At 49.7% G+C, this 19142-nt stretch carries 20 protein-coding genes; 7 read left to right on the top strand and 13 right to left on the bottom strand.

What is annotated here, in order from left to right; all coding sequences use genetic code 11:
• Positions 1 to 329 precede the first annotated feature (329 nt).
• The 3 genes from ACTS3T_RS11940 to ACTS3T_RS11930 form a co-directional block, all read right to left on the bottom strand.
• Complete coding sequence (locus tag ACTS3T_RS11940; protein WP_377965138.1) at positions 330 to 1850, bottom strand: phytoene desaturase family protein; 1521 nt, start codon at positions 1848 to 1850, stop codon at positions 330 to 332.
• A gap of 6 nt (positions 1851 to 1856) precedes the next feature.
• Positions 1857 to 2495, bottom strand: coding sequence for a signal peptidase I (lepB, locus tag ACTS3T_RS11935; RefSeq protein WP_377965140.1), 639 nt, complete (start codon positions 2493 to 2495; stop codon positions 1857 to 1859).
• Between the two features lie 103 nt (positions 2496 to 2598).
• A complete protein-coding gene (locus ACTS3T_RS11930) occupies positions 2599 to 3444 on the bottom strand; it encodes a metal ABC transporter permease (protein ID WP_377965142.1) in 846 nt (281 codons plus the stop codon).
• 45 nt (positions 3445 to 3489) lie between these two features.
• Here ACTS3T_RS11930 and ACTS3T_RS11925 point away from each other — a divergent pair, with 45 nt between their 5' ends.
• Positions 3490 to 3834, top strand: a complete 345-nt coding sequence (locus ACTS3T_RS11925; protein ID WP_377965144.1) for a GIY-YIG nuclease family protein — start codon at positions 3490 to 3492, stop codon at positions 3832 to 3834.
• A gap of 371 nt (positions 3835 to 4205) precedes the next feature.
• Positions 4206 to 4940, top strand: coding sequence for an alpha/beta fold hydrolase (locus tag ACTS3T_RS11920; protein WP_377965146.1), 735 nt, complete (start codon positions 4206 to 4208; stop codon positions 4938 to 4940).
• Here ACTS3T_RS11920 and ACTS3T_RS11915 read toward each other — a convergent pair.
• Positions 4915 to 5409 carry a YchJ family protein gene (locus ACTS3T_RS11915; RefSeq protein WP_377965148.1) on the bottom strand — a complete coding sequence of 165 codons (495 nt, stop codon included), beginning with the start codon at positions 5407 to 5409 and terminating at the stop codon, positions 4915 to 4917. The two genes, ACTS3T_RS11920 and ACTS3T_RS11915, sit on opposite strands and share 26 nt — an antisense overlap.
• 213 nt (positions 5410 to 5622) lie before the next feature.
• On the opposite strand from ACTS3T_RS11915, the gene rpmF reads away from it, so the two are divergent.
• Together rpmF and nadA are read left to right on the top strand one after the other, a co-directional pair.
• On the top strand, positions 5623 to 5802 hold the full coding sequence (rpmF, locus tag ACTS3T_RS11910; RefSeq protein WP_377965150.1) for a 50S ribosomal protein L32: 180 nt from the start codon (positions 5623 to 5625) through the stop codon (positions 5800 to 5802).
• Between the two features lie 264 nt (positions 5803 to 6066).
• On the top strand, positions 6067 to 7032 hold the full coding sequence (gene nadA, locus ACTS3T_RS11905) for a quinolinate synthase NadA (protein ID WP_377965152.1): 966 nt from the start codon (positions 6067 to 6069) through the stop codon (positions 7030 to 7032).
• 2 nt (positions 7033 to 7034) lie between these two features.
• Here the strand turns inward: nadA and ACTS3T_RS11900 are convergent, their stop codons facing one another.
• The 6 genes from ACTS3T_RS11900 to ACTS3T_RS11875 all read right to left on the bottom strand — a co-directional run bounded on the left by ACTS3T_RS11900 (position 7035) and on the right by ACTS3T_RS11875 (position 12234).
• Positions 7035 to 7520 carry a tellurite resistance TerB family protein gene (locus ACTS3T_RS11900; RefSeq protein ID WP_377965154.1) on the bottom strand — a complete coding sequence of 162 codons (486 nt, stop codon included), beginning with the start codon at positions 7518 to 7520 and terminating at the stop codon, positions 7035 to 7037.
• Between the two features lie 171 nt (positions 7521 to 7691).
• A complete protein-coding gene (locus tag ACTS3T_RS11895; protein WP_377965156.1) occupies positions 7692 to 8381 on the bottom strand; it encodes a Crp/Fnr family transcriptional regulator in 690 nt (229 codons plus the stop codon).
• Positions 8382 to 8645: 264 nt separating this feature from the next.
• Positions 8646 to 9476 carry a 3'(2'),5'-bisphosphate nucleotidase CysQ family protein gene (locus tag ACTS3T_RS11890; protein ID WP_462935019.1) on the bottom strand — a complete coding sequence of 277 codons (831 nt, stop codon included), beginning with the start codon at positions 9474 to 9476 and terminating at the stop codon, positions 8646 to 8648.
• Between the two features lie 180 nt (positions 9477 to 9656).
• The gene (locus ACTS3T_RS11885; RefSeq protein ID WP_346291264.1) at positions 9657 to 10007 is read right to left on the bottom strand and encodes a DUF1257 domain-containing protein; all 351 of its coding nucleotides are present in this window, start codon (positions 10005 to 10007) and stop codon (positions 9657 to 9659) included.
• A gap of 153 nt (positions 10008 to 10160) precedes the next feature.
• Positions 10161 to 11690 (bottom strand): stress-responsive protein Ycf46, encoded by a 1530-nt coding sequence (gene ycf46 / locus ACTS3T_RS11880; RefSeq protein ID WP_377965160.1) that lies wholly within the window; start codon positions 11688 to 11690, stop codon positions 10161 to 10163.
• 196 nt (positions 11691 to 11886) lie between these two features.
• Positions 11887 to 12234, bottom strand: coding sequence for a slr0373 family blue light stress response protein (locus tag ACTS3T_RS11875; RefSeq protein ID WP_377965162.1), 348 nt, complete (start codon positions 12232 to 12234; stop codon positions 11887 to 11889).
• Between the two features lie 400 nt (positions 12235 to 12634).
• On the opposite strand from ACTS3T_RS11875, the gene ACTS3T_RS11870 reads away from it, so the two are divergent.
• Positions 12635 to 13105, top strand: coding sequence for a tetratricopeptide repeat protein (locus ACTS3T_RS11870; RefSeq protein WP_462935018.1), 471 nt, complete (start codon positions 12635 to 12637; stop codon positions 13103 to 13105).
• A 92-nt stretch (positions 13106 to 13197) separates the two neighbouring features.
• On the opposite strand, the gene ACTS3T_RS11865 is transcribed toward ACTS3T_RS11870, so the two are convergent.
• Positions 13198 to 14919, bottom strand: coding sequence for an alpha/beta hydrolase (locus tag ACTS3T_RS11865; protein WP_377965166.1), 1722 nt, complete (start codon positions 14917 to 14919; stop codon positions 13198 to 13200).
• 1229 nt (positions 14920 to 16148) lie between these two features.
• Here ACTS3T_RS11865 and ACTS3T_RS11860 point away from each other — a divergent pair.
• Complete coding sequence (locus ACTS3T_RS11860) at positions 16149 to 16580, top strand: pentapeptide repeat-containing protein (protein ID WP_377965168.1); 432 nt, start codon at positions 16149 to 16151, stop codon at positions 16578 to 16580.
• Here ACTS3T_RS11860 and rbsK read toward each other — a convergent pair.
• Positions 16561 to 17502, bottom strand: coding sequence for a ribokinase (rbsK, locus tag ACTS3T_RS11855; protein ID WP_377965170.1), 942 nt, complete (start codon positions 17500 to 17502; stop codon positions 16561 to 16563). The genes ACTS3T_RS11860 and rbsK overlap by 20 nt on opposite strands.
• Positions 17503 to 17567: 65 nt before the next feature.
• On the opposite strand from rbsK, the gene ACTS3T_RS11850 reads away from it, so the two are divergent.
• Positions 17568 to 18449 carry a lysophospholipid acyltransferase family protein gene (locus ACTS3T_RS11850; RefSeq protein WP_377965172.1) on the top strand — a complete coding sequence of 294 codons (882 nt, stop codon included), beginning with the start codon at positions 17568 to 17570 and terminating at the stop codon, positions 18447 to 18449.
• On the opposite strand, the gene ACTS3T_RS11845 is transcribed toward ACTS3T_RS11850, so the two are convergent.
• The gene (locus tag ACTS3T_RS11845; RefSeq protein WP_377965174.1) at positions 18446 to 19120 is read right to left on the bottom strand and encodes a response regulator transcription factor; all 675 of its coding nucleotides are present in this window, start codon (positions 19118 to 19120) and stop codon (positions 18446 to 18448) included. The two genes, ACTS3T_RS11850 and ACTS3T_RS11845, sit on opposite strands and share 4 nt — an antisense overlap.
• Positions 19121 to 19142 lie beyond the last annotated feature (22 nt).

Here is a 19142-nt window from a genome sequence, read left to right as displayed (position 1 = left end):
TATCAATTCTCGATTTTGGATTTTCGATTTTGAATTGAATAGTCTTTGCTCTGCATACGTTTCGTCAGTCTCATCTGTACCTTTCTTTTGAAGAATCGGTATAACCCCAAAATGCTGTGCGCCAGCAATAGAATAGCAAGTTCAGCTTTCTAGACCGCTTTTATCCGACGGGGGGCAAACCTTGGTTTTTCGTAGACCAAAACGAGGTAAATTCGTCGATTTTTTCTAGGCTGACAAAAGCGGGCAATAGCCGTCGCCAAAGTGCTGAGACACTCAAATAGCTGCAAGCCCTCGACAGAAAAGCTTCCTCCTGCCCTCAGCTGTTGCCTTTAACTACAGCGGCTCTGCCGCAGCAAAGTCGCTGTTTGCTGCGGCGAAACCAGCGTGTTGGCACATAAAATGCCAGAAGCCGCTACTGCTGGCACTCCAATGCCAGGAAGCGTACTGTCTCCCACCCGATATAACCCCTTAATAGGCGTCTGACAACTGGGGAAAAGCCCAGCGCCAGCCGCGATCGCTGGCCCGTAAGTACCTCGGTAGCGATGCAAAAACCGCTGGTGAGTCAGCGGTGTACCGATCAGTTCTACTTCTACGCGATCGCGGATATCAGGAATAACTTTTGCCAAAGCTCGATACAGTGGCTCAGCCCGTTCCGACTTTTTCGCCGCATACTGGCGATCGCGCTGCCAGGGTTGCCACGGTTCTAGCGTGTAAGCATGGATCACATGCGCCCCGTCCGGTGCTAGCTGCGGGTCGAGCACCGAAGGAATGGAAATCATGCAGGTATTCCCCGGTGCGGTCAGCGCTTGTTCTTCATCCAGCACCACCACATGATGAACCGTTAGCCCTGCCAAGCCGTCTGCCCGGATGCCCAGGTGCAGATGCATAAAGCTATCGACAGCAGGGGTTTGCAAAGCCGACTGGCGATAGGCACTTGGCAAATCAGTGGGAGCGAGTAGCTGCTGGTAAGTGTCCCAAAGGGTCGCATTCGAAATCACCACTGGTGCGCTCAGCGTCTCACCACTGCGTAGCTGCACCCCCCGAACCTGACCCCGCTCAACCTGAATTTTTTCGACAGGGGTACCTAAGCGAATCTGAGCACCCCAGCGCTCCAGACCCCGCACTAGCGCAGCAACCACTGCCCCACTGCCTCCCAGCGGATAGTCAACAACGCTGCGATCGCGCTCTCCAAACATAAAAGCCACTTCTGGCGCTACGGTATCTGCGGCCTTTAAGCCAGACAGCAAAAAACATTCCAAATCAACCAGGCGTTGCCCAAAAGGATCGCGAACGATCCCCGCCATCAAATCACCCACCGAACTTTGTATTGCTGGCAACTGTGGCAACAAACGTAAAACCGCCCAGGGACACTGACTCAGCAATACTGGCCCCAGTTGCCAGTCGGCTCGCAGGGCTAGCAGCGGCACAGGACGCAGCCTTTCGTAGAGGGCTAAAAATCGCTGTGCCAAAGCTTTAAGTTCTTCGGCTCCGGTGGGTGTGATCGCGGCGATCGCGGCGAGATAACGCTCTAAGTTGCCATAGATGGGCAACGTTTGCTGGGGAAAGTGATAATGCCCCAGCGGATCATAGGCAACCGTAGGCAGCGATTCTCCTAAAAGGGTCAAAACTTGTTGCAGCGGATTGAGCGATCGCGAATCTCCTAGCCCACAGAAAAAAGAAGGCCCAGAATCAAAGTGAAAGCCCTGGCGAGTAAAGCTATGAGCCGCGCCCCCCGCAATTGTATGGCTTTCGCAAACCAAGACTTGACGACCATAGCGAGCCAGTAGTCCAGCAGCGACCAGCCCGCCAATGCCACTGCCGATCACAATAACGTCGGCGTCATGCTCCATTGCAGATCAGACCTGACCCATCTCAGAAAGCGGCCAGAAGCGAAACTGAGCGTGGCCAACCAAATTTTCAATCGGCAAAAATCCCCAGACATGGGAGTCATTGCTGTCGTTGCGGTTGTCACCCATTACAAATAGATGTCCTGGCGGCACCGTTACCGGAATCATTTCGTACTGGGGCGCTTCTGCGATATAGGCTTCAGCCCGAGGCACCCCATCTAAATACACTTTGCCACGATGCACCGCCACCGTTTGCCCTGGCAAACCAATCACTCGTTTGATAAAAGCCTGATGGGGTTCGTAACCGAGCTTTTGCAATTGGGGGGGTGGATAAAATACCACAATGTCCCCGGTCTGAGGCGGATGAAAGCGATAAGACACCTTTTCAACCAGAAGGCGATCGCCAACGTGCAAAGTCGGCTCCATTGAGTTGGAAGGAATGTAGCGCGGCTCTGCCACAAACAGCCGCAAAACAAGCGCAATGCTGAGGGCGATCGCCAGAATTTTAATGTTTTCGCGTTGTTGCTGCCACAGCGTCGTCCAAAAAGGCTTAGACGGGGCAGACGGCGTGGTAACGCTTGGTGAGGTCTCTGGGTCTTCGGGCGAGACAGAAACCACTTCAGCGGCGGGGTCTTTATCAACGGTCATGCTATCGGCAAAGACAGATTGCTCAGGTGGCAACCGCTATGGCTATTGAGATCCCCTTGATCATACCCTGTGTTTGGCCTTTGCCTGACGATGGTAGCAGCCGTTAGCCCTGTCGCCACCCCAAATACAGCCGAGTCAAAATCCCCTGGCTGGGACTAAACAACAAGGTCAGCAAAAATAAACTAAACACCGTTAGCGCGATCGCAGGCCCAGAAGGAAGATTGGCGTAATAGCTGATATAGATTCCCGTCAAGCTACCCAACGCCCCCAAGCCTGCCCCCAGCACCATCATCCAGTGCAATTCTTTAACCAGTAGATAAGCTGTAGCTGCGGGGGTCACCATCAGGGCAATCACCAAAATTACGCCCACCGTTTTCATGCCAGCAATAATCGTTAGCGTAATCGCCGCCATTAGCCCTAAATTGATCACGCCGACTGGCAAACCAACCGCCTCTGCCCCCAGCACATCAAAGGTAAAAAACAACAGCTCTTTGTAGAAAAGCCGTACTGCCGCCAGCACAGCCAAGGTAATTAAGCCAATTTGCCCAACATCCGCCAAAGTTGTGCTGAGAATATCGCCAAACAACAGCGCATCTAGCGCTAGCTGGCTTTGCAACACCGAGAGCAGGGTAATGCCTAAAGCAAAAAAGCTGGAAAAGGTAATCGCCATTGCGGTATCTACTTGAATGCGTGACTGAGAGCGAATCCAACTGGTCATGAACGTTCCCAACATGCCAAATCCGAAAGCACCCAGCAACAGCGGGATGCCCAAAAAATGGGCGATCGCCAGTCCTGGCAACAGCGCATGCGCCACCACATCACCCAGCAAAGCCATCCGCTGCACAATTAAGTAAGTCCCCACCACCGGACATAAAATGCCAATCAATATTCCCGCCATCAAAGCATCGCGCATGAAATCGTAGCTCAAGGGATCCAGTAGCCAGTCCATAACGAGCAACTAAAATCTAGGTCTTCAGAATCTGTCTTAGCAGGAATGGGTACCCTGAGGGTAGCCAGTCGGCGCGGCTATACCAACTTCAACGTTATGAAATCAGGAATTTACGCGGTTGCCAACATCGGGGCTTTGCGGCTGTATTTGGGCGAAACTCATCAGCTCAAAGCTCGCTGGCAACCCGTGCTAACTCAACTTAGCCAAGGGCAATATGCAGACACGGCCTTACAAGCTGAATGGATCAAACAGCGCGGCGATCGCCACTTTACTTTTCATACCGCGACTGATTTAGTCGCAGCCACCGATTTATTAGGGCGCGAACAACTGCTCAATGATTTAGCCCAAGACACCAACTCATTCAGCACTATCGAAAGTAAAACTCAATAACGCCAACAACGGCTTAGCAAAACTCAGTCACGCTAGCTGTCGCCCCAAGCGTTGAGACACTTCAGTTGCTAGAAACTTTTCTTTCAAAAGTTTTCAGCCTTTTCTTTTGACCTTCTACGTTTAGCTATATCGAAAATCTTTCTCAATAAAGCCAGAAGGCTATATACTGTTTTTGTTCGCTTATTGCGTTTATTTCTCAATAAGCGAATAGTCTTCAAGCGGCTGCTGCAGATGGCTTGCTGATCGGCTCAGCCGCTTGAAACACCTTCACAAGTTGCGCTTCAGAAGTGCTAGGGACAAACCAGCTTTATGTCGTCAATGCAGGTTTGTCCCTAGTTTTCTTTCCTTCATGCTGTGTTTTATTGAGGCTTATGACTCAGATCTCAAACGTTCTATGGCTAACCGTCAGCCCTAGTCTAAAGCGCTTTGATCAGCGGTTAATTGGGCAGCTAGCAAGTCAGGCAGAGGTTCGCTGCTGGGAATATCGGCAAACTGAGGATGAACCTTGCTGTGTGGAAACAGCAATCACGCTGTTGCACGACTACCTAAAACAGTGCGATCGCCCAATGCATTTGTTAGGACACGGCATCAGCGGCGCAATAGGACTGCTCTACGCTCGTTACTACCCCCACCGTGTTCAGTCGCTTACCTTACTGGCGGTAGGGGCTAACCCAGCCGTCAGTTGGCACGCCCATTACTATGCTTTGCGCCAGTTTTTACCCTGTAGTCGGGCAATTATTTTAGGACAGATGGCGCGGCTCTTGTTTGGACCTCAGAGCTATGTCGTTGCCGCCGCTTTGGTTAAAGCCCTGGCTCAAGAGTTAGATTGCGGGTTTGCGCCTCACTCGCTGGCTCATCACACAGCGATCGCCCCAGGTGGCATTGAACCCCCGCTGTTAGTCTGTCAGGGAACGAACGATGCCATTGTAGATACCCACCAGCAAGCGCAGTGGCAACAGTGGCTAAAACCGGGCGATCGCCTGTGGCAGTGTCCAGACAGCAAACACTTTTTTCACTACGACTATCCCCAGCGGGTCGCCCAAGAAATTTACAGCTATTGGCAAAGCCTCTCTACAGCCGCTATCCCTTGCCGTGGCACTGCTTAAACTTTTTGCCACTTCCACACCAGCAGGGTTCATTACGCTTAGGGGCAAGCGGTGGTAAAAGCTTGCCTGCCCAATAAAACCACCGTCCTTGATGCTTAACAAACTTAGATTTTTCGTGGAGCTGACCGACCTCATCGCCCTTGTAGATAGCCACAAACTCGACATAGTCAAGGTCAGCCGCTGGCTGACCTTGACAAGTCTCTAAAATAGTTAGCCCTAGCCAGGTAGTATTTTTTATGCTTTGGCTCAGGGTGAGGCGATCGTCAAATCGCCGCTGACGGGGGTGACGGGTAGCCACTAAATAGTCAATTTTGCCCCGGCAATAGGCTGTGTAGCGGCTTCGCATCAGAGCTTCAGCCGTTGGCGGCTCAGCTTGCCTTAAAAGATAAGGTTCGCAGCAGACCGCATAAGCTTTGCCACTACTGCAGGCACAGGGCAAGCCAGATGTCACCTCAAAGATAACTGGCATAAGGGGTTCTAGAGTCAGGTGTCGCTATTTTACTAGCATTGCCAGAGCAAACAGCTAGCCAATCAATGCAACAGTTGTAGCAGCGCCTGTCTACCCACCGCCAGCCAATTGACTACCCCGGTTAGCTAACAGCTTCACTAAAAAACATTGTCTACTTTTGGGTGAAATGCTTTAGAATTGAAAGGTTGTCAGTAAGTCTGCAGTCTTTCAGTTATGGCGGTTCCTAAGAAGAAAACCTCAAAATCTAAGCGCAGCATACGCCGTTCAAACTGGAAACGGCAGGCCTCCTTAGAAGCTAAAAAAGCCCTATCGCTGGGTAAATCAATCTTAACGGGTCGCTCTAGCAGCTTCGTCTACGAGTTAGACGAAGACGACGAAGACGACGAAGCGTAAATCCTGACGTATTCGCCGCTGAGCGAAACGCTCATTAGCCAATAATGTATTCTCAAGCTTTCGTAGGCTGCTTTTGGCTCTGACAATAGCAGTTTTATGAAGGCTTTTTGCTTTTTGCAGAAAATATAGCTGCTGTCTTACAGGTAAGGCAGCGGGGAGAAAGCAGCACCGTCAACCTCAGTACGTTAGTTGCTTGTTTTTGGTGAAAAAAACTATAATTCAAGATAGCCAAAATAATAGAATCTACGAAAAGTTGAGTATTCTGTGTTTACTACTGCAACTCTTAGAAACAAACCTGTTCAGCCATCAATTGATCTATTTGCTGCGATCGAAGGGCTCAAAAAAAGCCTCAATGCCGTTGTTCTAGCTCATTATTACCAAGAACCTGACATTCAGGATGTGGCTGACTACATCGGTGATTCTTTAGGGCTTTCTCAAAAAGCAGCCCATACCGATGCGGATGTTATTGTGTTTGCTGGGGTTCACTTTATGGCGGAAACTGCCAAAATTCTCAACCCCGATAAGCTTGTACTTTTACCCGATTTGAATGCAGGCTGCTCGTTGGCAGACAGTTGCCCAGCGGCGGAGTTTGCGCAGTTCAAAGCCGCTCATGCCGATCACGTCGTTGTTTCTTACATTAACTGCACGGCTGAAATCAAAGCCATGAGCGATATTATCTGCACCAGTTCCAACGCCGTGAAAATTGTCAATCAAATTCCGGCTGATCAGCCAATTATCTTTGCACCCGATCGCAATTTAGGTCGCTATGTGATGCAGCAAACGGGGCGAGAGTTATTGCTTTGGCAGGGAAGCTGTATCGTGCATGAAACATTTTCAGAGAAAAAAATTGTTCAGTTGCAGATGCAATATCCGGAAGCAGATGTGATTGCCCATCCAGAGTGTGAAGAATCTGTGCTGCAAAAAGCCAAATTTGTGGGTTCAACAACGGCGTTGCTTCAATATGTGCAGCAAAGTGATACGGCACAGTTCATTGTGGTGACTGAGCCAGGTATTATTCACCAAATGCAAAAACAAGTACCTCACAAACTGTTTATTCCGGCTCCACCGCAAGCCAACTGCGCCTGCAACGAATGTCCTCACATGCGCCTCAACACTTTAGAAAAGCTTTATTTAGCGATGAAGCACCGCCAGCCTGAAATTACCTTGCCGGAAGCAGTGCGCCAAGCTGCCTTGCGCCCCATTCAACAAATGCTAAAAATGAGTGCCTAGCCCTAACTTTGTAAAAACTGCTTTAGCTCATCAGTTAAGCGATCGATTAGATTCATTTCGTTTTGCAAATCGGCTTCGGCTTCGGCTTCAACTTGCTTGACGATCGCAGGTGGCAAATCTAGCAGCTTAACTAACTGCTGATAAGCGTCCGCTTCTTGATTGTTGATGGCGGCTTCTCCGGGCGATCGCACACTTGCACTGATCACCTCATAGCCAAGCCGCAAAACTAGCTCTCGCTCAGCCTCAGTTTTGAGCTTGGGCGTTAGCTCATGCAGCGGAATATTTTGCATTAAATAGGCGTGCAGTTCTTCTTGAAGCTGTTGCTGCTGCTGCTGATCGCTAGCAAAAAGACTGCTAAAGCGGTTGAGCATTAGCTCAACTTCGTTGGTTTCTAAATTACCGTCAGACCACGCCATGGATGCCACAATGCGCATCATATTCATCTGGCGAGGAGAAATAGAAGGGGGGGGAGGTGGTTGCAAGCCCATAGTACGTCCTAATCCAGCAGTGTCCTATGAAGCGATCGCAGGACATGCCCACAAACTATCATGGTTAGCGCCAATCACGGCTGGATGATCCTAATCTCTAAAGGATTGCGGATTTGTTTGCCGCTTCACAGATGTCCGCTTGCGGCTAGACTGCTGCAACTCCCCCGGTAATTATCTGCCCGTCTTTCCGGCTAAGTCTACTAGCTGCTTAGTGTTGTAGATGTGAATTTTGCCTTGTTCGCTATCGGTTTTGAGCCAGCCTTTTTCGCTGAGCTTTTCCATAATTTTTTTGGCTTCGTCATCTGAGATATCAGCGACGTCTGCCAAATCTGCCAGCGGAATGTTAAAAATATCGGTACCGCGATCGGTCACTTGCCCGTAAGCATCGCTCAGGCTTGCCAGCGTATTAGCCAGTTTGACGGCAGGAGGTTGATTGCGAATTTGAAACCGAAAATTAGTTTGCCTCAGACGCTGAACCATCAGTTGCAGCATCCGGTGGTGCAACTGGGAATCTTTAAACAGCGTTTGAATAAAACGCTGCGCTGAAATACTCAATAGCTTGACGCTTGAAAGCGCTACCACGTCTGTGGAGCGAGGCGACTCATCTAAAATCGCCATCTCGCCAAAAAAATCGCCCTTACCCAACACGGCTAAGGTAACAAACTCATCCCCTACATGGCGTCGGACTTTTACCCAACCAGATTCAACAAAGTAAACAGCATTTCCCCAAGCATCTTCCATGAGGACAGCACGACCAGCAGGGTATTCGTGAGTGGTTGAAATCGTCAAGAGCCAGTCAATCGTATCAGGACTGGCGGCGTTAAAGAGAGTAAAAAGCTCGCTAAAAGCTTCAGGCTGCATGGGAAAAATTTAAGCTAGCGTGAACTAAAGGGTGAGCGAGTTAGACACAGTTGCGAGCCTTCTGCGTAAGTGGGAGAAGGTCGCGTTGTTTTCTTATGCCCATAGTACCGATAAACCTGGGAGAAGGCTTATCGCGCTTATCCTGAATTTGCTTTTGTCGTGAGTACTGATTAGAGAGATCGCGGCAAAAGCACTCAGGCTCACTTATTTATGTTGCCCTATCTCAGGCGAGACTGGGCAGCTTTATGGGGAATTCTCAGGTTTTTAAGGTTTTGATAGAGTTTCAGCCTGTAAAACTTCAGCCACTGCTTGCTGAATCTGGGGTCGAAAAGCTTGAACGCAATCGGGCCAACCAATCAAAATCGCCTGACGATGGATCAGGGTCTTTGGCTCGACTTGATCGGGACTAAACACTAGCGGCGCTCCCGTCAAATCACAGCAGGTAAGACCAGCTGCCTTTGCCAAAGCAACTGGCCCAGTCGTATCCCACAACTTTACTCGACCATTAAGGTACACATAAAGGCCAGCCCGTCCCTGGACAACCTCCATCACTTTGAGGCCAAAGCTGCCTAACGAATAAAACTGCACAGTCGGAATTTGCTGAGCGATTGCTTTACCGAAACGTCGCTGGTCGCGATCGCCCAAAATAATAGTGCAGCGCTGGGGTTCTAGCTCAGCCATTTTAGGCAGCAGGGGTTCTGGAGATTGACCTGCCAGCGATCGAAACAAACCCCAATCAGCACCACCCCAGTACAATCGCTGATGAGCCGGGGCGTAAATCCAGCCCAGAACTGGCTGATAGTGTTGTAGCAATCCCACCATCACAGCATAGTTCTGGCGGCGATGAATAAAGTCTTCCGTGCCATCAATGGGATCAATTAACCAAAAACAAGACTTGTCTTTGCTATAGACCTGGCGAGAAGCTGTGTTTTCCTCAGTAATCACCCCGTCGTTGGGAAAAAGGGCAGCAAACTCAGAAGCCAGCATTTGATCCAAAAGGCGATCGACATTGGTTACATAATCCTCAATGCCCTTTTCAAATACTTCAAAATCCTGACTGGAGAATTGCTGAGCTTTTTGGCCGGCCTCTCTCATCAGCGATTGAATCTTTTCCTGTTGATGTGAAGATAACAGTTTCGTCATTTTTAGGAAACTGACAAATTTGCGGCCAGTCTTTGTATCCGGGTAAGTCCTTTGCAAGTCTAAAGGAATTCAGCAAAAAAATGGGCTAGCCAGATTGGCTAGCCCCAAAAAAATCGGGAACGCTTCAGAAGTTTACTGGAGTACCAGCTTAACATTGGCGTTCTGCAGACCAGGACGCTTAACTTCAGCCAGCGTCTTGTTGATGGCGTACTTCTGATTAATAGAGTTGATTAACTCGGTTTGATTGTGCTTTTTAGCTACGCCCCAGAGATCGGCAATCAGGTCATAAGAACCGTCTGCATTGCAAGACCAACCCAAATCATACTCACCTTCGAGAACTGCAACGATGTCAGCGCGAACCCGCTGGCCGTTGTAGCCACGAACATCAGCTTCGGTCTTAACCGTGATACCGAGATCCCGCAGGGAAGCCTTGAGAATCTCAGATTCGGTGATCTTGGTGCGTAGTGTGCTAAAGTGAGACATTCTGTTTCCTCCTGTAGAGAAATTGAGAGAGACAACGAGGTTTGAGAGTTGATACTTGTCAATCAGCCACAGGCTTAAAGCAATAGACTGAATGACCCAAACTGCTAGCGATCGCTAGCCTTTCTTCCTGTTGGGAGCAGGAGAGAAAGCCTGTTAAAACTCCATCCGCTTGTATTCGATTTCGCGTTCTTCCCGTTCGTCGGGTGGAGTTGCAGAGCGAGCCCGTTTCCCGGCCCACTGCCGAAGGGCAGTTACCTGCTCTGCCATAGTTTTTGAGAGCGGCAGCGTTGCTTTAATCGCTGCAATAATATCGAGTTGGGTAAACTCGCGATTTTGGGCAAACGCCTCATACATAGCAGCAATCACTGCTTGCTCAATTTCCGCTCCGGAAAAGCCTTTACATACACTGGTTAGCTGGTCGAGATCAAAGCGTGAAATATCTCGACGACGTTTCTGCAGATGAATTCTAAAAATTTCTTTGCGTTCTTCGGCATTGGGTAAATCGACAAAGAAAATTTCATCAAACCGCCCTTTGCGAAGAAACTCGCTTGGCAAACGCTCTACTCGGTTAGCCGTTGCCATAACAAAAACAGGAGAGTTCTTTTCCTGCATCCAGGTTAAGAAGGAGCCAAAGATCCGGCTTGACGTCCCACCATCTGAATCGGCTGAGCCAGCACCCCCCGCAAAAGCTTTATCAATTTCATCAATAAATAGCAGCGCGGGTGAAATCGATTCTGCCGTTCTCAGGGCGTTGCGCAGATTGGCTTCAGATCGGCCTACCATGGAACCATCGTAAACTCGGCCCATGTCTAGCCGTAATAGGGGTAAGCCCCAAAGCCGAGCCGTAGTTTTTGCCACAAGGGACTTACCACAGCCAGGAACACCTAAGATGAGCAAGCCTTTAGGTTGAGGCAAACCATATTCCCTCGCCCGCTCAGAGAAAGCGTTGGAACGCTGACGGAGCCAGTGCTTGAGAATGTCAACACCGCCCACCGAATCAAGGGTGGCATCTTCTTCAATGTACTCTAAGATACCGTTACGGCGAATTAGCTGCTTTTTCTCTGAAAGAACGATATCAACTTCGCCTTCCGTGAGCTTCCCGGTCATGACGCGAGACTTGCGATAAACTTTTTCAGCTTCGTCTCGGGTTAAACCCAAAGCGGCCTTTAGCAACTTCTCACGCACTTCCGTCGAAATGTTAGCCGTTTTGGCGTTTTCTAGCTCTTTAGAGAGAACCTGATTTAGCTCTGACATATTGGGCAGAGGATAGTCTAAAACCACTACCTCTTTCTCTAGCTCAATCGGCACTTCTTGAACCGGAGACATCAGAATAATGGCCTTTTGAGTGCCTCGAAAGCTGGTAATCGCATCTCTCAAGCAGCGAGTAACGGCTGGAGAATCTCGAAACGGGTGCAGATCTTTGAAAACGTAAATACCGGGTTCACGCTGCCGAATCACCCACTCTATGGCGGCTTCGGGAGAAACGGTATTGTTATGCTGAACGGCGTTGCGCGGCTGACCGTGTTCTATGATGCCGTGCGTCATTGTCCAGGTATAGACCCGTCGCTGAGGCCGTTGCTGTGCTAAGGCGGCGATGGTCTGCTCAGCTCGCTCTTCTTCAAAGGTGACTAAATAAATTAGAGGATACTGGGCCTTTAATAGAACACTAAGTTCTTCTCTCATAACCATCGCCCCTAGGAGACAATACCAACTGGTTGTAAATTAGCTAAGAATTTTGGGAAAATCTGATACGTAGGTATCAATTGCAGACAGTCCACGAGCAGATTGAAAATATTCTTAGCTGGGATACAAAGTTTCGACCTTGAGTAAGACTGATAATGCTAATGGGTCTGTCTCAAGCCTGAACTTTTGAATCCCTTTAGCAAGGTACAAGCTCCCCGCTGTCCGGCAGGTGAGAACTGGAAACCAAATCCTGCACGGCACCCGGTAATCCTTCGTCTTCAACGGTAGGCTGACTGGCTAATGAAACCAAGTCTCCATCACGAATCACGACGGATGTTGTACACTGCGGGCAGCTGTAAACTTGATGGCTATGACCATCGAGGCTACCCGGAATACTATCAACTACTTCAGAATGAGCCAGATAAAAGTCGAGGGCTCTTTCAGCTATAGCAGACATCGCTTCTCCATCAAGGGCAGACCGAACCCTTAAGCGGCGATGCAGGTCTGGAGAAATATAGAGTGTGACCTTTTGCTTGTCCGACATATTGCTCTTAAATAAGGAGTACCCGGGTATGAGTGATAATGTAATAGCTCTTTCTGGATGCTGTCAAGACGGCAAGCTGTTTTGACGTCAATAGTGAAATATTTGTTTACAATCGAGCCGTTCAAGGGTTAGGTGCTGCTGGAAATAAAGGGCTGACCTAGCCGCTGCCGCAAAGCAATAATTAACTTATGCAAAAGATTTTTGTTTGTATAGGGTGGCATGGCTATTCTGGTGGTTAGAGGGTATCACCTAAGCTGCGGCTACAGGGTTTCAAGCCTTTTCAGGGTTCATTCATTTGGATAAGTTTTCTGCAAAGCTTTGTCCAAGCGGTGATTTGTTCGTCTAGAAAACTGGGTGTTTGCTCCCAATGCCCCAAAAGTTTTTAAAGCACCTTAATCCTTTGTTAACGACTTCATCTCCTCAGCAGCTTCAACCAGATTTTTCCCAAGGCGATCGCGCTATTTCTAATCCTTTATATGCCTCAGTTCAGGCTTTGATTCGGCTGCGTCAGTATCGAGCGGCTCTCAATACGGCTGATGTGCTGCTGACTGAAGGAGCCGACGACGAAGAGATTTGGTACCTGCGGGGCGACGCGCTGGCTAACTTGAGCTGCTACCACCAGGCGATCGCCAGCTTTCAACGCGCGTTGACTTTTGCTGCTAGCTGGCCGGAAGTCAGTATTTCAGAAGCTGTTTGCTGGCTGCATTTAGATCAGCCACAAACAGCGCTGGCTGCGTGCGATCGCGCGCTTGAAATAGCGCCTACCCATGCCCAAGCCTGGTTGTTTAAAGGAGTTGCCCTGCATCGTTTGGGACAACTGACCAAGGCATATCGCTGCTATCAGCAAGCACTTCAGCATCAAGCAAGCTAGAATTAGCCAGTTTTTTGCTAGCAGCTAGGTGCCTCAGGCATCTAGGCTGGGTTGCGGGCTAAAAAGCGATCGCGCTGGCATTTGCTAGCCCGTTAGGGGGCTTCAGTGCGGGAAAGTTGCTGAGCGCTAAACGACTGCGCCAGACTTAAGGGCATAGGCGGTTGGCTAAGCTGAGCCGCAAAAGCTGAGCTAAGAAAAGGGCGATAGCGAGGGTCTTGCCGCAGATAAGTTTGAAAAAAGACAGTACTGATAACTTCTAGATAAGCCTGAGCAATATCAGGCCGCACGCCCAAAATGTCTCCGGGCAGTGGCAAGACCTCGCTACCATTTTCAGAACGCGCGATGGTGGAAAAGTGGGTACCATTTTGCATCAGCAGCAGATAGCGATCGGGCGTTTTGAGCCAAGTAAACGGAATAATCTGTTCGCTTAGCGCTGGGGCTACAGTATCTGAGGTGGCAGCTACCAATAAAACGGGGGTTTCAATTTGGCTTAAGCCCTCTGGCCCAAAAATAATGCTGCCCATTGGATTAACTGCGATCGCGGCTTTGATGCGAGGATCAGCAAAAGCAGCCGTTTCTTCAGTTAAGCGAGGCGCAATGGTTATTTCTCCATTACTGCTGGGCTGGAATAGCGCTAGCGCCTGACACTGCAACAACAGCGAAACATTGAAGCTACTGAGTTCAGGCGGACAATTAGCTGCCAGTGAAGCCTGGTTGAAAGTAGCGCCTGCTAGAGCCAAAGCAGTAAAGCCACCAAATGACTGACCGATGACGCCCACTTGATCTAAATTGATGCGACGTTGAAGGTAAGCATCTGAGCGGGCAAAGTTGGTCAAAGCATCCAGTGCTAAGCTCACCTCTTGGGGACGATCGATAAATTCAACATCGGGGACAACCTGCGTCGTTCGTCCCTCTGCTAAGGCCAGAAGCTGTTCAGCGCTGCTGCCGCCATGTTCAACCGCCAGCACGACAAATCCATAGGAAGTGAGATAACGAGCCAGGTAAGCATAGGTGGTGCGATCGCTGCCTAGCCCATGTGAAATCACCACGACCGGAAAACGACCGGGAAACTCGCGGGAGGCGATCGGGTTAACCTGAGGAATATAAAGATCCGTCGGTGGATGAAAGCGGCGTACCGTCAGCGAAACCTGGCGCAAGCTGAAAGGTCCTCGCCGCCAGGTTTCTCTGGGCAGAGTAGCTTCATCGGGCAAGGTTTGCTGCTGAGCCGCTTGCAGCGCCAGATTTTGGACAGTAGCGATCGCCGTGTTGGCTTCATTGACGGCGCGGTCAATCCCTTGAGCTACAGCCAAACCGCGCAACAGGTCAATCCGAACGCCCTGGGTAGGAAAGTAGCGTAGTACATTGAGCAGGGTCAACCCTTCTTGCGGATCGGCAGCCGCTAACACTAGAGCGGCTCTCAAAGGCAAAAAGCCTGACAGACGAGCGGGCGTATTAATTACTTCCCCGAGCTGCTGCAATAAAAAAGCCCCTTGAGGCGTATGCAAAAACTGAGAAACGGTAACAGTGTTGATATCAACTGGCTCAGTCAGTACCGTGCTAAATTCTTCGAGCTGCTCTGGCGTTAAGAATCGAGCGTAATACTCTAAGCTTTTAGGCAGTTCGCCGTCACGAGCTAGCGTTTCTAAGTCTTCAATTTCTATGACGCGCTCGAACAAGCCAAAAGTTAGATAAATGCGTTCTGCAGCGATCGCGGGCGGCGCAGCCGCTAGACTTTGGCTTAAGCTGAATCCCAGCCCTAAAAAACTGCAGCTGAGCCAATATCTGGCTTTAGAAACTAACCAGTTGAATTGCACAAGCGACTTAGCGCTGGAAAACCCACAACCAGAACCCACATTCATCATCAACGAGGACAGTACTCTGAGGGAACTATATCTTTTATCCTTGAAGATTTGACGCAGCTAAGCGGATATTGGCTAAAAATTCAGCAATTTCCCTGAGAATATGAAGTGATAAAGGACCATCAGGCATTACCAGAAAGCTGTAGCAAATTTAGACTGCCACAGCTTTTACTGGTTAAGGGCAGCGCTAGCACCTGGCATTAGCCAGCTAGTTTTGTGAGGAGGCGTCAACTTCTCAGCAATAGCGACGCTAGACGGCAAAGCCCCAGGTCTAAGAAGCGAAGCCCTGCACCTTTGACTTTAGCCAGGTAGAGGTGCCATAGAAACAGGTTTTTTAAGAATTCGGCGATCGCATTTTTTTAGCTGTTGTAGCAGCTTTTGCATGCGCTGATCTTGTTGGGCTAGCAAGGAAGGAAGACAGCCCTGCTGCCGTTGGCAGGTATCACAAAGCACAAAAATAATCCTCCAATCTGGAGATAGGTTTTTAAGTAAACGTTCGTCAGTGGACTTGAGCAAAGTTTGCTCATGATTTGAAGCGAACTAAAAATCGAAGCTCAATTTTTACAGGCGATCGCGAGGTCATCACCAGCCTATACAAGTGACATTGCCTCATCACCAGCCTATACAAACGACAGGGAGTAGATGCACCTGCCTGTGCCCGTTAGGAGAGCCCATTGCTCAGATCGAGGCTCTAGTGCAAGCAGTTTCTCAGCCTAGACTAGAGAGTCTAAGGTCGCCTGGATGTTTAGCTAAACCGACGCTTCCATTGTGACGAAACTTTTACCCATTGCGGTTCTAAAACTGGCTATATCTGGTAAATTTTTTCGTCAAAAGATTTTCAAATTGATCTAAACTTGTCTTTTTCTTAAGGAGCTACTTTTATTTCTCATTTACATCAAGCAGCTATGAGAGAATAAAGTCAGCCAGAAGATATAAAACCTCTCTCTGCTTCGCTTCGAGATCTACTCAAGGGTGGATTGCAGGGCTGCGGACGCCCCTTATAGTGAGACTTAACGAGCTGCTTTTGAAATAAGAATGCACTGAACTCAGTAGCGCATCACTTATCCGTAAAAAGTTGTTTTTGAATTGAAGTTCAATCTTAACTGGAAAAAGCGTTCTCTCGTTCAAGCAGATGATTGAGATCTGAGTGAGCGGGTTGATTGATTAATTTTGGAGGGGACAATATGAAACGAATTGCTTTAGGCGTATTAGCGCTAGCGGTTCCCTTAGTTTTTAGTAGCACCGCACGAGCCGAAAACCCAGAGCATCTGGAGCGGTTGTTAGTAACTCGAGCGTGCCAAGCTTGCGACCTGGTGGGGGTAGACCTGAGTGAAACCCACTTGATTGGCGCTGATTTGCGCGACGCCGACTTAAGCGGCGCAAACTTGCAAGGAGCAAACTTGGAAGGGGCTGATTTGACCGGAGCGAATCTAGAAGGGGCCAATTTGACTGACGCCCTGCTTACCAATGCTAGCCTCATCAACACCGACTTAGATGGCGTTAACTTTACCCGCGCCCAGATGTACCACGTCGATGTAGCAGGTGCCTCAATAGAAAATATTGACCTGACGCAAGCGCAAATCGTTGGTACCCCACTCAGTATTGGTGGAGAGTAGGCGGCGGTGTTGCCGCTAAAAAAGCTTGAAGTTGCTTAAACGTTGGTAAAGCAGGTTGTGCCCCCCGTTGGGTGACTGAAAGCGCAGCGACGGCGTTAGCTTGTTGAACAGCCGCTAGGAACGATTGGCCCTGACAAAGAGCCGCTGCTAATCCAGCGTTGAAGGCATCTCCAGCCGCCACCGTATCGATTGCCTTCACGGGGTAGGCTGACAAAAAGAACTTTTGGGTAGGGGTGCTGCAATAAACCCCCTGTTCCCCTAGCTTGATGACAACCGTATGAACTTGCCGCTGATGGAGCTGATGGGCAGCTGCTTCAGCGGTTTCTTTGTCGGTAACGGCAAGGCCAGTTAGCTGGGCGGCTTCGGTTTGGTTAGGGGTGAGGATGTCTATGAGGGGATAAAGACTCTCTGGCAACCCAGCAGGGGCAGGGGCAGGGTCTAAAATGACGCTCAGGTTAGCTTGCCGCGCGATCGCTGCCGCTTGCTCAACAATGGCTAACGGAATTTCTAGCTGTAGCAGTAGCACCTGAGCCGTACTCGAAAAGCGTTCTAAATACCCTAGCTCGGTTGCTCCTACCTGGCCATTAGCCCCAGGCACCACAATAATTTGATTTTCGCCTTGAGAACCTACCGCGATCGCAGCGATTCCGGTAGCAGTGGTGGGGTCTATCTGCACAGCGGCAATTTCTACCTGAGCCTGTTGCAAGCTTTGTAGCAGTTGTTGACCCAAGTCATCTTTACCAACCCGGCCAATCATCCGGGTTGGCACTCCTAATCGGGCAGCGGCGACAGCTTGGTTAGCTCCCTTACCCCCCGGAATTTGCTCAAAGCGATCGCCTAGAATGGTTTCGCCGGGCAGGGGTAGCCGGGGTGCTTGTACCACCAGATCGAGATTGAGACTGCCAAACACAAGAATCGACATAGCCTAAAAATTGGATAGGCAATCCGGTTGATTTGTTATCGTTCATTTTGCGAGAAGATGGAAAAATGCAAAATTTTTCCCCCTCTAAACCAACCACGGCGATTCCAGCAAAAACGACATCTGAACCCCATCGCTTTGGCTGGTGTTTAGATTGCCGCGACCCAGAATTTATCGAGCGCTGGTTACCTCTGTGGGGCTGGCTACATCGCTATTATTTTCGGGTACAAACGGATGGGTGGCAACACATTCCGCCGCAGCAGCCGGTGTTGCTTGTTGGCTCTCATAATGGCGGGTTGGCTTCACCCGATATGATGACCATGATGTATGACTGGTTTAAGCGCTTTGGCACCGAGCGCCCGGTTTATGGATTAATGCACCCGCATGTATGGCAGCTCAGCTCAAGCCTATCGCAGATAGCGGCTCGCGTCGGTGCTATCGAAGCCCATCCTAAAATGGCGATCGCGGCGCTACGGCAGGGAGCTAGCGTACTGGTTTATCCGGGAGGCGCTAAAGATCTCTTTCGCCCCCATCAGCTTCGCCATCAAATTTGTTTAGATAACAACCACGCTTTCATCAAACTGGCTTTACGAGAGCAAGTTCCCATTGTGCCAGTCATTTCGGTAGGGGCACACGATACGCTGATAGTGCTGGCTGACCTTTACCCCTGGGTTAAACAGTTGCACAATTGGGGCTTAATTCCCTGGCTATATGGGCTGGATCCAGAAGTCTTTCCTATTTATTTGGGGCTACCCTGGGGGCTATCCATTGGGCCGCTGCCTAATATTCCATTGCCCATCACCATTCATACTCGCGTTTGCGAACCCATTTTGTTTGAGCGCTACGGCTTGCAAGCAGCCCGCGATCGCGCTTATGTGAGCGCTTGCTACCAGCAAGTTCGCCAGCACATGCAACAAGCGCTCGATCAACTGGTCATAGAAACCGCTTAGTCTCGCAGCACGTATCCCACTCCTCGCACAGTTTGAATCAGCCGTTTTTCCCCTTCGGCTTCAAGCTTCAAGCGCAAGTAGCGAATATAAACCTCAATAATGTTGGAATCTCCCATAAAGTCATAGCCCCAGACTTCTTCTAAAATGCGATCGCGAGTAATCACCTGACGGGGATGGGAAATCAAATATTCCAGCAGGTCAAATTCTTTGGCCGTTAACTCAATGCTGCGCTGTCCGCGAAAAACTTCACGGGTTTTCGTATTCAGGCTCAAGTTGTCGAACTGAAAGATTTCAGCTTCAGTGGGTTCGTTACGGCGCAAGTGCGCCCTCACCCGCGCCAGCAGCTCTTCAATGCTAAAGGGCTTCACCACGTAATCATCCGCCCCGGCATCTAAACCAGCTACGCGATCTTCAATGCTGTCTTTAGCAGTCATCAAAATAATCGGTATCTTACTGCCCGTGCTGCGCAAACGCCGACACACTTCTACACCGCTTAGCCCCGGCATCATCCAATCGAGGATTACCAAATGAGGCTCTTGGTCACGCGCTGCCATTAACCCGGCTAAACCATCATTGGCCACAGCCACTTCGTACCCTTCATAGCTCAGCTCCATCTGCACAAACTTCGCTAGCTTCTCTTCGTCTTCCACCAGCAAGATTTTGGCGCTCATGGATGGATCTCCTCTATGGATT

It is taken from the genome of Almyronema sp. (assembly GCF_052168255.1).
Classification (GTDB): Bacteria; Cyanobacteriota; Cyanobacteriia; order Phormidesmidales; family Phormidesmidaceae; genus Sphaerothrix; species Sphaerothrix epifaneia.
Note: the sequence above shows the minus strand (reverse complement) of the source record. Positions and strands in the feature narration are given on the sequence as shown.